We start from the raw sequence: 13067 nt of genomic DNA, 5'->3' as shown, positions 1-13067 counted from the left end.
TTTGACAGAGCGAAACATCTCCTGAGACTAAAAGGAAGTCAAAGTTTATCTCTATTTTGTAATATATTTTCAGCATTTTTATAAAAATCTTTATAAAAAATTATATCATTTTTTTCTCATCTTTAAAGAATTTTGAGAGAATAATAAGTAATGAGTTTAAGTATAATAAATTTAAAAAATTTCCATCAATCCACTGCTTTTTTAGCTTTCTCATACTCTTGCCAAAGATTCTCTTTGCTTAAACCCTCATGTTCAATAAAATCCCATGGCAAGTAGTCATCAAAAGATTTTACTTCATATGTATAATCCTTTACTTCTTCAAAGATTTTGCTAAAATTTTCACCCTTTGAAATTCTTTCTATATTTTTTAATACTTTTCTATTACCCCTTGAAAAATAACCCTGCATATATGAATATTTAGGCACTTCATGCACCAGCTTAAATCCCTTTATTTTATTAGTATCTTTATTAGTATCTTTTGTGAGCTTTTTTAATTTTTCTTTCACATTTTCATACTCCTCCATTCTATGCCATTGAAAGGGAGTAAAGGGTTTTGGAACAAAAACACTCACACTTGCAGTCAGTTTTCTTGGAAAAATATTTCTTATTTTTTTTATTAGATTTACTATCTCGTCTATATCTTCATCCTTTTCAAAGGGTAATCCTATCATAAAGTATAATTTTAAATTTTCAAGTTTGGTTTCTGAAAGTTTTTCACAAATACTTAATATATCACTCTCAGAGATACCCTTTTTGATAACCCTACGTAATCTTTCTGAACCTGCTTCAGGAGCTAATGTGAGGGTTTTACGATTTGCCAAAGTATTCAAAATTTCCATTGTAAATCGATCCGCCCTTAAGGAAGTAAAGGATAATTCAACATCGGAAATTTTAAATAATTCTGTTAGTTCTTTATAAGCCGTAAGAGATGGAGCAATTATTCCTACTAAAGAATGTCCTTCTTTTTTGATTTCGTCAATTTTTTCAATTAATTTATCAAAGGATGCTCTTCTTACAGGTTTATAAACATGTCCAACAAGGCAGAATCTACAGCTAAAGGGGCATCCTCTCATTGTTTCAAGAAGAAACATTTCAGGAAATACAGATTCAGAAGTTGTAATCTGGGAATAACCGAATCTTTCTGAAAAATTCTCGCAGTAAACTCTATTTATTTTATCTGGTGCATCCTTCCATAGAATTTCTCTTCCTTGAGTTTTTCCATTTCTGTAAATCTCCTTGTATGCCTCTGGAACATAAAATCCTTTGAATTTTATGATTTCTCTTTTTACATTGTTTTTGAAATCTTCTTCATAGGAATGCTCTTTAACCCTTTTATAAAGCTCTACGAAGTTGTCTATTAATTCTTCTGCCTCTCCAACAAAGATTATGTCAAATATCTCAGCTACTGGTTCTGGATTAGAAAAACATAAAACACCACCAGCAACAACTATGGGATGATGAGATTCCCTTTCAGAATTAAGGAAGGGAATTTTTGCTAATTCAAGAATTTTTATAATATTAGGATAATCATTTTCAAAACAAAGACTAAAAGCTAATATATCAAACTCATAAAGGGGGGTCTTTGTTTCATAGGAAATAAGAGGATAATTATCATAATCGACTATTTCTTCATTAGAAGGAAGAAAAGTTCTTTCACAAACAACATCTTTTCTTTTATTTAAAAGTCTATAAACTGTTTGAAAACCTAAATTACTTATTCCTACCTGATAAATATCTGGATAAATTAGGCATATTCTTATTTTCCCTCCGTGTTCTTTTTTTATTGTTCCCCTTTCTTGCTTAATAATGAAATTAATCTTATCAACTATTTTTCTCATCAATTATTCTGTATTTTTTTCTGAGATAGGCAGGAATATCTATCTCTTCTTCAACATCATCAGGAATCTCCTTAAAAGGCTCCTGTAATACTTTTACTTTGAATTGAGAATTTGAAAGTTCATCATTTTTGATTTCTTTTTTCGTCTCTATTTTATCTACAGCTTCTTCTTCGATTAGTTCTGATGAAGTCTTATTAATTTCTTCAATAGTTTCCTGTGAATACTTCTTTTGTTGGTCTTCAGTTGGGAATAAGTAAGGCACATCTGGTTTTTTCATAAAAGAGGATAAAGAACCAATATTTTTTGAAATAATTCTTTTTGTTTCTTTCAGAGAGACATTTGAATTTTTGGGCATCCATTTTTCTGCAGTTGATATCTCAATTTCTTCAGGTTTATCCTCAAACCCTGTTGCTATAACTGTAACATATATTTCATTTTCTATCTCTGGTTTGACAACTGTTCCAAATATTATATTAGCCTCTTCATGGGCAACATCATAAATTGTAGATGCAATTTCCTGGACTTCATCCAGAGTAAGATCAAATCCTCCTGTGATATTTATTAGAATTCTTCTTGCACCTTCTATTGATGTTTCCTCTAAAAGAGGATTTCTAATTGCTTTCAATGCTGCTTCTTTAGCACTCTCTCCTTTCAGACAAGTTCCAAGACCGATTACTGCTTTGCCTGAATTTTCAATTATTGTTTTAACATCAGCAAAATCTCTATTAATAAATCCCGGACTTAAAATAAGATCAGAAATACCTTGAATCGCTTGTCTTAAAATATCATTGGCTATGGCAAAGGACTTAACCAATGGAGTTCCTTTTTCAACAACAAGATGAATTTTATCATTAGGAATAATTATTATTGTGTCAACATACTTTTTCAACTCTTTAATTCCAACAACTGCATTATGAAGCCTTTTTTTACCTTCAAAATAAAAAGGCTTGGTTACAACAGCCACAGTTAAAATTCCCAACTGTCTTGCCAAAGATGCTATAACAGGAGCAGCGCCTGTTCCTGTTCCTCCTCCCATCCCAGCAGTAATAAATATTAAGTCCGATCCCTCTATACATGAAATCAAAGTATCTTTATCTTCTAAAGCTGCCTTTTTACCAAGCTCAGGGTCTGACCCTGCACCAAGTCCTTTTGTAAGCTCCTTACCAATCTGAACCTTTACAGGTGCTAATGAAATTTCAAGATGTTGTACATCGGTATTTACTGCAATAAATTCAACTCCATATACACCAGCTGAAATCATTGTATTGACTGCATTTGTACCAGCTCCTCCTACACCTATAACCTTAATTTTTGCAATAGGTCTTTCAGACTCCTCAATTTCAAACATTGTTCAAACCTCCTTTTAAATTTTTATAAAATTCCTTATTAATGCCTTAATCTTATCCACGAATTTACTAAAACCTACAACATGGTTATCATACAGTCCTGTTTTTATTTTGTAAATCAATGCACCTATGGCAGATGAAAACTCTGGAGTGTTTACTGTTAAAAAGTTATCGTTTTCATAAATATAGCTATCATTCAATCCCATTTCTAAACATAATGAACTAATTCCCGTGTCTGGTTTGCCAACTCTACAGGGGATTGACAGATAAGCTTCAGCCAAAGAAATAAATCCTGACATCAAAGATGTTCCACCTGTAAAAATAATTGAAGAAAGGGAAATATCATTGGGAAGAGACAAAATTTCTTTTTTGATAATCTCAAGTATTTCTTCAGACCTTGCATAAATAATTTCTTTTATTATTGACATTGGAATTTTTATAGGTTGTCTGTCTAATCCAATTATCTCTATTTCTGATATATTTTCAATCAACTTTTGATTATTAGACTGGTAATCCTTTTTGGCAAGATTGTCTGATGAAATTAAATTAATATTAGGTAAAAGTACCCCAAATTGCTTTTTTATTCTCTCTGCTTCAGTATAGGAAATTTTAAGACCTATTGATAAATCATTGGTAATATGATTTCCACCAATTCCATAAGTGGCAATATATCTTATACTGCCCTCATAAAATACTGCTAAATCAATTGTACCTCCTCCTATGTCAATAACCATTGTACCAATCTCTTTGTCATGGGTGCTTAAAACAGCTTCAGAGGAAGCTATTCCTTGAAGAATTACATCTTCAACCTCAACTCCTGCTCTACTGCAACAAGTAATAATATTTTGTATTTGATTGGAAGAGGCTGTAATAGTATAAACCTTTGACTCAAGCCTTAATCCTTTCATACCTACCGGATCTTTTATACCATTATTACCATCAACGATGAATTCTACAGGTAATACATGAATTACCTCCTGATCTGCAGGCAAAGACATTGCAGTAGCTGATTCTATTGCAAAATTTACATCTTCCTCTGATATCTCTCTTTTTCTTATCCTTACAGCACCATTACTGTATATACCCCTTACATCCAATCCAGAATAGCACACAGAGGCTTTTTTTATTTTAATGTTTTGCTGAATCTCTGCATCTTCAAGAGCTCTCTTTATTGCAGAACTTAACCCTTCCATATCTATTACTCTACCCTTCTTTAATCCCGCAGAGTTGTAACTCTTTAAAAACTGTATTAAAAATTTGTCGTCATTTAAAATGCCTGTTGCTATAGATATTTTTGTGCTACCTATGTCAATAACATTAAAAAGACTCATTCATCGAACTCCTTTATCAATATTACTGGCTTGGTTTTACAATCACCTTATCAGGAAATCTTAAATCTACATATTCTAAAGACAGACCACGCTTTTGAGATTCGGTAACAACAATCATATACTTTGAAAATTTTGTCTCATAATCACCTGTTCCAACAATTATAGGAAAACCATTTACATTTAAAGTTAAATTTTCTGATGTTGAACCCGTAATAATTATTTCATCCTCTGGATTTACATAATTTTTGGTTTTAACAAAAATTATTAAATTTAAGGCATCTATAAGTGTTTTTTTATCTTTAAAGGGATCTAATTCTTTTATAACAGGGAGAAATATTTTTGACTCTTTAATTTTATCGGTAAAATCTTCAAGTACTTCTCCATCATTACTAACCAGGTAATATCTGCTGTTGTGTTGCAATATTGCAGTCGGAGTTGACTCTTGAATAAAAATCGTAAGCTTTCCATTTAAATCCTTTCTTATTTTTGCCTCTTTAATCCATGGTGATTTTTTCAATCTATCATAAATATTTTTTGAAGAAGGATATAAAATTGAATGTCCTTCTTTTATACCTAAAATTGCCCTTATTTCACTGTCTGGTAAATGCTTATTACCAATAATAACTATTTGCTTTACTGTAAAAAATTTATAAAGTAAAAACACAAAGAACACTGAAAAAATAAAACCAGTAACAATAAAGATTATTTTTTTATTTCTCATTTTCTTTTATTGCAAGTTCTAAAATCTCTTTTACCAAAGCCTTAAAATCGTAGCCTGAAAGAGTCGCTATTTTCGGTAAAAGGGAAGTCTCTGTCATTCCTGGAATAGTGTTAATTTCAAGCACATATGGATTGCCTTCTTTATCTATAAGCATATCAACTCTTGTTCCTCCCTTACATCCCAATGCCTTATGAGCCTTTAACCCTAAATCCTTTAGTTTTTCATAAAGATATTTATCAATTTCTGGTGGAAGTATGTAATCAGTTAAACCTTTAGTGTATTTTGCTTCGTAACTGTAAAATCCTTGTTTTGGTCTTACCTCAACTCCACCAAGAGCTTTATTTCCAAGAACGCCGATATGAATCTCTTTACCTTCTATGAATTTTTCTATAATTACTCTATCTCCATATTTAAATGCTTCATCAAGGGCAGATTTTAAATCTTCTTCTTTTTTAACAATACTCACGCCAACAGATGAACCTTCTTGAGAAGGTTTAACAACACACGGCAATAATATCTCTCTTATATTCAATTCTTCATATTCTTCTATATTGATAACTTTAAATGGAGGAACTGGTATGCCATGATAAAGAAAAATTTTCTTTGTTGCCTCCTTATCCATCGCTAATGCTGAAGCTAAAACTCCACTACCTGTGTATGGAATTCCCATAACTTCAAGCATTCCCTGGATAGCTCCATTTTCTCCCCATCCACCATGTAATACTAAAAAGGCTATATCAATCTTTTCCTTTTTTATTTTTTCACATAGGTCAATATTGGCATCTATGAAGACCACATTATATCCAAGCTCCTTTAATGCATTAAATACTGCCTGCCCACTTCTCAAAGATACCTCTCTTTCTGAAGATATGCCTCCCGCTATTACACCAACTTTCATGGTTTATCCCCCAAAATTTTTATTTCAGGTTGCAATTCAATTCCAAAATATCTAAAAACCCTATCTTTAACAATTTCCATTAGTTTCAAAAAATCAGAGGCTTTTCCATTGCCTAAATTAATAAAATAGTTTGCATGAATCGGACTTACCATTATATTCCCGACCTTAAACCCTTTAAGTCCTGCCCTATCAATCAATTCTCCTGCTGAAAAACCTGGAGGATTTTTAAAGACACAACCTGCAGAGGGAGCACGAAGGGGTTGTGTTAACTGTTTCTTTTTTAAAAAATCTATCATTTTGTTAAAAATTGATCCATTGCTTTCTTTGAGATAAAATTTTGCTCGGCATATTATTACATCATCTGGTAATCCTGAACTACGATACTGGAAATTAATTTGATTTTTTGTCAATATTTTTGTCTTTAATTGAGCATCAATAATTTCACACTCTATAAAACAGTCTTTTATCTCGTATCCAAAGGAACCTGCATTACCTTTTATTGCACCTCCGATAGTTCCTGGAATACCAATAAGTCCTTCCATTCCTGATAATCCCCTTTTTGCCAAAAAAGTAACCACTCTTCCAAGCATTACTCCTGCTGATACAGTAAGAGTAAATCCGTCAAGATAAATTTCATTCATTTTTTTCGTATTTATTATTACACCTTTGAAACCTTTGTCACTAATAAGTAAATTGCTACCACCACCAATAATATAAAAGGGATATTCTTCATTTTTTAATACTTCAAGTAAATTCAAAATTTGTTCATCCTCTGGAAAAGCTATAAATGAAGCAGCACCGCCAATTCGTAAAGTTGTATAATTAGCAAGAGCTTCGTTCTTTTTATAAACAATACCCTTTTCTTTAAAAAAGGTTTCCATTAACTGCATAGGTCTCTTACTGCCTCTCCAATCTTATAAACATCACCTGCTCCAATTGTAAAGACAATATCACCTTTCTTTATTTCTTTTAAAATGTCTTCCTTAATTTTTTCTTTATCAGGATTAAATATGACATTGACTCCTGAGTCTCTCAATTTTTTATATAAAATCTCTCCAGTTACTCCTTTAATAGGAGATTCACTTGCAGGGTATATATCCATAAGAAATAAAATATCTTTTTTCCTTAATGTTGTTTTAAAGGCAGAGACAAATTGTTCCATAAGGTCTCTGGTACGAGTATATCTGTGGGGTTGAAAAATTACACATAGACGTTCTGGCTTTAACAATAATGCAGTTTTAATCACTGCTTTAATTTCTGTAGGATGGTGACCATAATCATCATAAAATTTTAATCCCCTTCTTTCCCCTTTAAATTCAAATCTTCTTCCTATACCTGTAAAGTTCTCAAAGGCGGATTTTACTTTATCAAGAGGCACAGAAAGTTCCATTGACACAGCTATAGTTGCTAAAGCATTTAAAACATTATGTCTTCCTGGGATAGGAAGTTTAAAAATTCCCAATGATTTACCCTTGTAAAAAACTTCAAAATAAGTTTTTTGGTCTTTATATTCAATATTTCTACTGTAAAAATCAGCATTATCATTGAAACCATAAAGAATGTATCTTCTGTTTAAATTAGGTATCAAGCTCCTTATATGTTTACATTCTTTACAAAGAATTGATACTCCGTAAAAGGGAACTTTATTGGCAAACTCCAAAAAGGCTTTTTTAATTCTTCTTAAATTTTTGAAATAGTCAAGATGTTCTTTATCAATGTTTGTTATAACTGATACAGAAGGATTTAGTTTAAGGAAACTACCATCACTTTCATCTGCCTCTGCCACAAGAAACTCACTTTGTCCTAATCTTGCATTACTTCCAATAGATTTAAGCTTTCCACCAACTACAACAGTTGGATCAAAACCAGCATGATTTAAAACTTCTGCAATCAAAGAAGTTGTTGTAGTTTTACCATGAGCACCGGCAACTAAAACTGAATATTTAAGTCTACAAAGTTCAGCAAGCATTTCAGCTCGTGGAATGACAGGAATACCTAAGGATTTTGCTTTAATAATTTCAGGATTGTCAGATTTTACAGCAGAAGAAAATACTACAACATCAGTATGATTAATATTTTCCTGACTATGTCCTATAAATACTTTTATTCCTAAACTCTTAAGCCTTTTCACAGTATCAGACTCTCTAATGTCTGAGCCTGTTACTGTATACCCCATGTTGTGTAAAACCTCTGCAATGCCACTCATCCCAATCCCACCAATGCCTATAAAATGAATCTTCTTATACTGATACATTCCTCCTCCTTATCAGACTCTCTGCTATCTCTATTATTTTTTCTCCTGCCTTTGCATTTCCAAAAGCAAGAGATGCTATTTCCATCTCCTTTCTAATTTTGCTATCATCTAAAATTTTAATTATTTTTTTCGCTAAAATCTCCCCATTAATTTCTCTATCAAGAATAAGTTCACAGGCACCTCTGCTAAGTAACCGTCTTGCATTAATTTCCTGATGATTATATGCTGCATAGGGGTAGGGAATTAGAATTGATGCCTTCCCTAAAGCTGTAATTTCTGCCACTGTGGAAGCCCCTGCCCTACAAACTATAAGATCAGAAACAGAGTACGCTTCTGCCATTTCATAGATAAAGGGTAGCACTGTTGCCTTAAATGAAAGCTTTTCATATTCTTCGGAAACCCATTTGTAATCTGCATCTCCTGTCTGATGAATTATCTGAATTTTATTCCTGAGTGGAATTAAATATGAAAGTCCATCTATCATAGCTTTATTTATTTTTCTTGCTCCAAGGCTTCCTCCAAAAACTAAAAGAGTCTGTCTATGCTCCTCGAGATTAAAAATTTTAACCGCTCTTTTTCTATCGCCCAATAAAATTTCTTTTCTTATGGGAGTCCCTGTAAGATATACCTTTTCTTTAGGAAAATGTTCTATTGTTTCAGGATAAGTTATAGCAATGGCTGATACGAAATTACCAAGAATTTTATTAGCTAAACCTGGAACAGTATTTTGTTCAAGTATTACCGTAGGAATTTTTTTTAATGATGCAATTAAAACAAGAGGAAAAGAGGCATATCCACCAACTCCAAATACAATTTGAGGTGAGTAAGATTTTATTATCTTTTTACATTCATTAAAGGATTTAACAAGACTAAATATTGATTTTATTTTATCATTGAAGGATTTTCCAACAAAACCTCTGACAGAGATTAATTTAAGCTCGTAATCTGTTTTAGGTATGATCTTTGACTCCAAACCTCTTTCAGTTCCAATAAATATAATCTTTGCATCGGGATATTTCTCTTTAATATCAGAAGCAAGAGCTATCCCTGGGAAGAGATGTCCACCTGTTCCACCACCTGCTATAATTACTTTCATGACAGCCTTCTTACTCTATAATAATATCTGTATTTTCTTGTCTTTGAAGTTGGTTGAATAAAAATTTTAGAATATCCAACCTCTGAAGAAAATCGTGAAAGGTTTAGCAAAATCCCTACTGCCATAAGATTAACAACCAAAGATGAACCTCCATAACTTATAAATGGTAAAGGCAATCCCTTAGTAGGTGCTAATCCAGTTACAACTGCAAAATTTATCAGAGCTTGAAATGAAATCATAAGAGTAATTCCAGAAGCAAGAAAATAATTAAAGGGTTCTGTCTGTCTTAAAGCAATACTTAAACCTCTAATACATAACAAAAAGAAAAGAAAAACAACAGTAAAGGCACCTAAAAAGCCTAGTTCTTCACCAATATGAGCAAAAATAAAATCAGTATGTATCTCTGGCAAAAAAGCAAGTTTCTGTTTTCCCCCTCCCAATCCCTGACCAGTAAGTCCACCACTTCCCAGTGCTATCAATGATTGAACAAGCTGAAATCCGCTTCCCTGAGGGTCTGCCCAGGGATCAAGAAATGAAGTTATTCTGCGCCATCGATAAGGTTCTCTGGCAAGATAAAATATTACAGGAATAGCCATTAAAAATGTTATCCCCATATATCTCAAGTTAGCTCCTGCAAGAAAAAGCATAGTAAAGGTAATTATTCCAAGGGTCAAGACTGCTCCGAAATCTGGCTGTTTGAGAAAAATTAGTTGAAATATTCCCATTACTCCAATTGGTATTAAAAAATTTTTAATGCTGTCTTTATTATAATCAGGGCGACTTATATACCAAGCAAGAAAAAGAACCATTGCAAATTTTACAATCTCAGAGGGCTGAAAAGCACTTGGCCAAAGTTTGAGCCATCGTCTTGCACCTCCAGCGCTTACTCCTAATGGAGAGAAAACAAGAATTAACATAACAAAAGAGAGAATCAACAAAGGAAAGACAATCTTTTTTAAATTTGCAGGAGAAATAAAAATAAATATAAACATTAAAAAAAATCCTATAAAAAGGGTAAATAACTGTTTCTGAAAATAAATCATTCCTCCTTTTTCCGCATATTTTGCTTTCACCGAAGCTAAAACAGAAGTTGAACTATAAACAGAAATAAGACCTATAATTATAAGGAAAATAACCGTAAATAAAATTGTCTTATCAATTGAGCCTTTATTCATAGGGAATTCACAATCTCTTTAAATACCTCTCCACGATGTTCAAAATTTCTAAACATGTCAAAACTTGCACAACCTGGAGAAAGTAAAACTATGTCTCCCCTTTTAGCTTCCATCTTTGCTTTCATAACAGCAGATTTCATATCCTTTTCAAAATACGTTGGTACTAAATCACCTAAAATATCTGCTATTTTCTGACTTGCCTCACCAATGAGTATTAAAGCTTTAACTTTCTTTGAAACAATTTCTCTCAAAACTGTAAAATCTCCGTCTTTATCCCTTCCACCCGCAATTAAAATAACTCCTCCTGTAAAACTTTCAAGAGATTTTTTAACTGCATCTACATTTGTTCCCTTAGAATCGTTTATATATGTAACTCCATCTATCTGTCTTACTATTTCCATTCGATGCGGTAGTCCTGGAAATTCCTTTACAACTTCTTTAATGCTTTCTCCTTTACATCCAGCACAAAGGGCTAAAAGAGAAGATGCCATTATGTTTTCAATATTATGAACTCCTCTAATTTTGAATGTATCTACTGGTAAAACAGTATTTTCCATTTCTTTTATAACAGAAACAGGAAGTTCTTCTCTTGCATTAAATCTTATTGCGTTGTTTTCTAAAAAAGCACCATAGACTCTTTGTAATCTGCTGAAATATAATATATTTGGAAGTTTGCCCCTTCTTAAATAAACATCTCTTAAATGTTCTATTGTCGATACTGTATTTTTATCATCCATATTAAGAATAAGATAATCATGTCCATCCTGATTTTTAAAAATCCTGGCTTTTGCTTCAATATACTCCTTCATGTTTGAGTATCTATCCATATGATCTGGTGTTATATTTAAAATTGCAGCATATTGGGCTTTGAAATTTTTTATACCTTCAAGTTGAAAACTTGAAAGTTCAAGTACAAGGTAATCTAAATCGATATTATTATTTAACAATTGATAAACCACTTCTGCCATAGGAAGACCTATATTTCCTGCAAGGGAAACCTTTTTGCCATCCTTTTTTAAAAATTCGTACGTTAAAGTAGAAGTAGTTGATTTACCATTTGATCCTGTTATTCCAATTATCTGGATTTCTCTTTTTATTAAATTAAGTATATTCCAACTAAGTTCTATCTCTCCAATTACAGGAATACCTTTGTAAACTGCTGATACTATAGATGGTGTATTTAAAGGAACTCCAGGGCTTACAACAACTAATTCAGCATCTTCTAAGGCTTCTGATGGATGCCCGCCATCTATTACTTTTTCTACTTTATTAGAAAGTTCATTTAAATCTTTTAAAATTTCATCTTTGCTTTTTTTATCATTAACTGTTAGTTTTGCGCCCAATAAAGAAAGTAATTTTACTACAGCCAACCCACTTTTACCTAATCCAACAACAGAAATATTTTTATTTTCAAAATCAGATAGATTTTGTATTATTGCTTGCATTTTTTGTCCTCTTATTTTTTAATTTTTTGCCTTTATTTTTTGAAGTTTTCTTGGATTTTATTTTTTGTTTTTCAGCTATATTATTAACAGATTTATATGATGCCTTTACTATAGGTTTCTCTTCAGTTAAATGTACTATTGGCTCTCCTTTACCTGAAAGAATTGTATCTGCCTTAACTATAAGTTGTTGGGTATCTTGCCATAGTTTATCTCTATTAGCCTCTCCAAGAACAGCTGTATAAATAAGCCTGTTTCCAACTCTTGAAGCACTTACAAAACAATGTTTAGCTGTTCTTGTATATCCTGTTTTACCTCCTATCATGTTGTCTTCTGACCATAAAAGATGATTCGTATTCTGAATAAAATGTTCCCTACCTTCTTCTGACCTTACAAGATAAACGCGGGTATTGATTGCCTCTTTTATTAGAGGATATGAAAGGGCATGAGCCATTATTTTTGTTAAATCATAGGCTGTTGTATATTGTCCCTTCCCTGGCAATCCTGAAGAATTAACAAATCGAGTATCATTGGCTCCAATTTTTTTTACTTTATCATTCATGAGTTTAACAAAATCTTTTTCATTCCCTGATACCGCCTCTGCTAAGGCAACTGTTGCACTATTTACTGAACGCATAAGTGCAAGATAAACAAGATCTCTTACAGTATAAATCTCTCCAGCCGTTAATTTAGGTGATACACTTTGTGTTTTTGCAGCTTTATTAGAAATTTTTACCTTTTTTTCTGGTGAAAGATTTTCTAAAGCAACCATTGCAGTTACAAGTTTTGTCGTGCTTGCGGGTGCAAGTTTAAGATGGGGATTTTTTCCATATAATATCTTCCCTGTCTGGGCATCAACTGCAACTGCACTGGGAGCTGTAATTTCTTCAGCTAAAGCAAAATTAAAGAAGATAAAAACCATAAATGCAGATAAAAAAGCTCTAAAAAACATTTTTACTTTCATTG

At 32.2% G+C, this 13067-nt stretch carries 11 protein-coding genes; all 11 read right to left on the bottom strand.

The genetic code is table 11. The features are described from left to right. Positions 1-185 precede the first annotated feature (185 nt). Genes QI155_RS07010 through QI155_RS06960 form a run of 11 tightly spaced genes read right to left on the bottom strand, consistent with a single transcriptional unit; the run spans position 186 to position 13065 of the window. Positions 186-1838, bottom strand: coding sequence for a radical SAM protein (locus QI155_RS07010; protein ID WP_281321336.1), 1653 nt, complete (start codon positions 1836-1838; stop codon positions 186-188). Further along, the gene (gene ftsZ, locus QI155_RS07005) at positions 1822-3186 is read right to left on the bottom strand and encodes a cell division protein FtsZ (RefSeq protein WP_068859225.1); all 1365 of its coding nucleotides are present in this window, start codon (positions 3184-3186) and stop codon (positions 1822-1824) included. The genes QI155_RS07010 and ftsZ overlap by 17 nt, the downstream gene beginning before the upstream one ends. A gap of 15 nt (positions 3187-3201) precedes the next feature. Next, complete coding sequence (gene ftsA, locus QI155_RS07000) at positions 3202-4515, bottom strand: cell division protein FtsA (RefSeq protein WP_068859228.1); 1314 nt, start codon at positions 4513-4515, stop codon at positions 3202-3204. Positions 4516-4537: 22 nt separating this feature from the next. After that, entirely contained in the window at positions 4538-5236 is a 699-nt protein-coding gene (locus QI155_RS06995; RefSeq protein WP_281321335.1) for an FtsQ-type POTRA domain-containing protein, read from the bottom strand. After that, complete coding sequence (locus tag QI155_RS06990; protein ID WP_281321334.1) at positions 5226-6134, bottom strand: D-alanine--D-alanine ligase; 909 nt, start codon at positions 6132-6134, stop codon at positions 5226-5228. The genes QI155_RS06995 and QI155_RS06990 overlap by 11 nt, the downstream gene beginning before the upstream one ends. Then, complete coding sequence (gene murB / locus QI155_RS06985; protein ID WP_068859236.1) at positions 6131-7024, bottom strand: UDP-N-acetylmuramate dehydrogenase; 894 nt, start codon at positions 7022-7024, stop codon at positions 6131-6133. Before murB ends, QI155_RS06990 begins: the two co-directional genes overlap by 4 nt. Next, positions 7015-8388, bottom strand: coding sequence for a UDP-N-acetylmuramate--L-alanine ligase (gene murC / locus QI155_RS06980; RefSeq protein WP_281321333.1), 1374 nt, complete (start codon positions 8386-8388; stop codon positions 7015-7017). The genes murB and murC overlap by 10 nt, the downstream gene beginning before the upstream one ends. Next, positions 8375-9484 carry an undecaprenyldiphospho-muramoylpentapeptide beta-N-acetylglucosaminyltransferase gene (murG, locus tag QI155_RS06975; protein ID WP_068859241.1) on the bottom strand — a complete coding sequence of 370 codons (1110 nt, stop codon included), beginning with the start codon at positions 9482-9484 and terminating at the stop codon, positions 8375-8377. Before murG ends, murC begins: the two co-directional genes overlap by 14 nt. Next, the gene (ftsW, locus tag QI155_RS06970; protein WP_068859243.1) at positions 9481-10659 is read right to left on the bottom strand and encodes a putative lipid II flippase FtsW; all 1179 of its coding nucleotides are present in this window, start codon (positions 10657-10659) and stop codon (positions 9481-9483) included. Before ftsW ends, murG begins: the two co-directional genes overlap by 4 nt. Then, positions 10656-12104: a UDP-N-acetylmuramoyl-L-alanine--D-glutamate ligase gene (murD, locus tag QI155_RS06965; protein WP_068859246.1), complete on the bottom strand. Its 1449-nt coding sequence runs from the start codon at positions 12102-12104 to the stop codon at positions 10656-10658. The genes ftsW and murD overlap by 4 nt, the downstream gene beginning before the upstream one ends. Further along, positions 12076-13065 carry a D-alanyl-D-alanine carboxypeptidase family protein gene (locus QI155_RS06960; RefSeq protein ID WP_068859249.1) on the bottom strand — a complete coding sequence of 330 codons (990 nt, stop codon included), beginning with the start codon at positions 13063-13065 and terminating at the stop codon, positions 12076-12078. The genes murD and QI155_RS06960 overlap by 29 nt, the downstream gene beginning before the upstream one ends. Between the last annotated feature and the right edge of the window lie 2 nt (positions 13066-13067).

It is taken from the genome of Thermodesulfovibrio sp. 1176, from assembly GCF_029946585.1.
Lineage (GTDB): Bacteria > Nitrospirota > Thermodesulfovibrionia > Thermodesulfovibrionales > Thermodesulfovibrionaceae > Thermodesulfovibrio.
The sequence above is the reverse complement of the archived record's forward strand: the minus strand, read 5'-3'. Positions and strand labels throughout refer to the sequence as shown.

Coding starts and splice junctions, on each gene's coding strand:
- ftsZ (WP_068859225.1), bottom strand. CDS start 3,186: ATGTTTGAAATTGAGGAGTCTGAAAGACCTATTGCAAAAATTAAGGTT.
- murC (WP_281321333.1), bottom strand. CDS start 8,388: ATGTATCAGTATAAGAAGATTCATTTTATAGGCATTGGTGGGATTGGG.
- murG (WP_068859241.1), bottom strand. CDS start 9,484: ATGAAAGTAATTATAGCAGGTGGTGGAACAGGTGGACATCTCTTCCCA.
- murD (WP_068859246.1), bottom strand. CDS start 12,104: ATGCAAGCAATAATACAAAATCTATCTGATTTTGAAAATAAAAATATT.
- ftsW (WP_068859243.1), bottom strand. CDS start 10,659: ATGAATAAAGGCTCAATTGATAAGACAATTTTATTTACGGTTATTTTC.
- QI155_RS07010 (WP_281321336.1), bottom strand. CDS start 1,838: ATGAGAAAAATAGTTGATAAGATTAATTTCATTATTAAGCAAGAAAGG.
- ftsA (WP_068859228.1), bottom strand. CDS start 4,515: ATGAGTCTTTTTAATGTTATTGACATAGGTAGCACAAAAATATCTATA.
- QI155_RS06990 (WP_281321334.1), bottom strand. CDS start 6,134: ATGAAAGTTGGTGTAATAGCGGGAGGCATATCTTCAGAAAGAGAGGTA.
- QI155_RS06995 (WP_281321335.1), bottom strand. CDS start 5,236: ATGAGAAATAAAAAAATAATCTTTATTGTTACTGGTTTTATTTTTTCA.
- murB (WP_068859236.1), bottom strand. CDS start 7,024: ATGCAGTTAATGGAAACCTTTTTTAAAGAAAAGGGTATTGTTTATAAA.
- QI155_RS06960 (WP_068859249.1), bottom strand. CDS start 13,065: ATGAAAGTAAAAATGTTTTTTAGAGCTTTTTTATCTGCATTTATGGTT.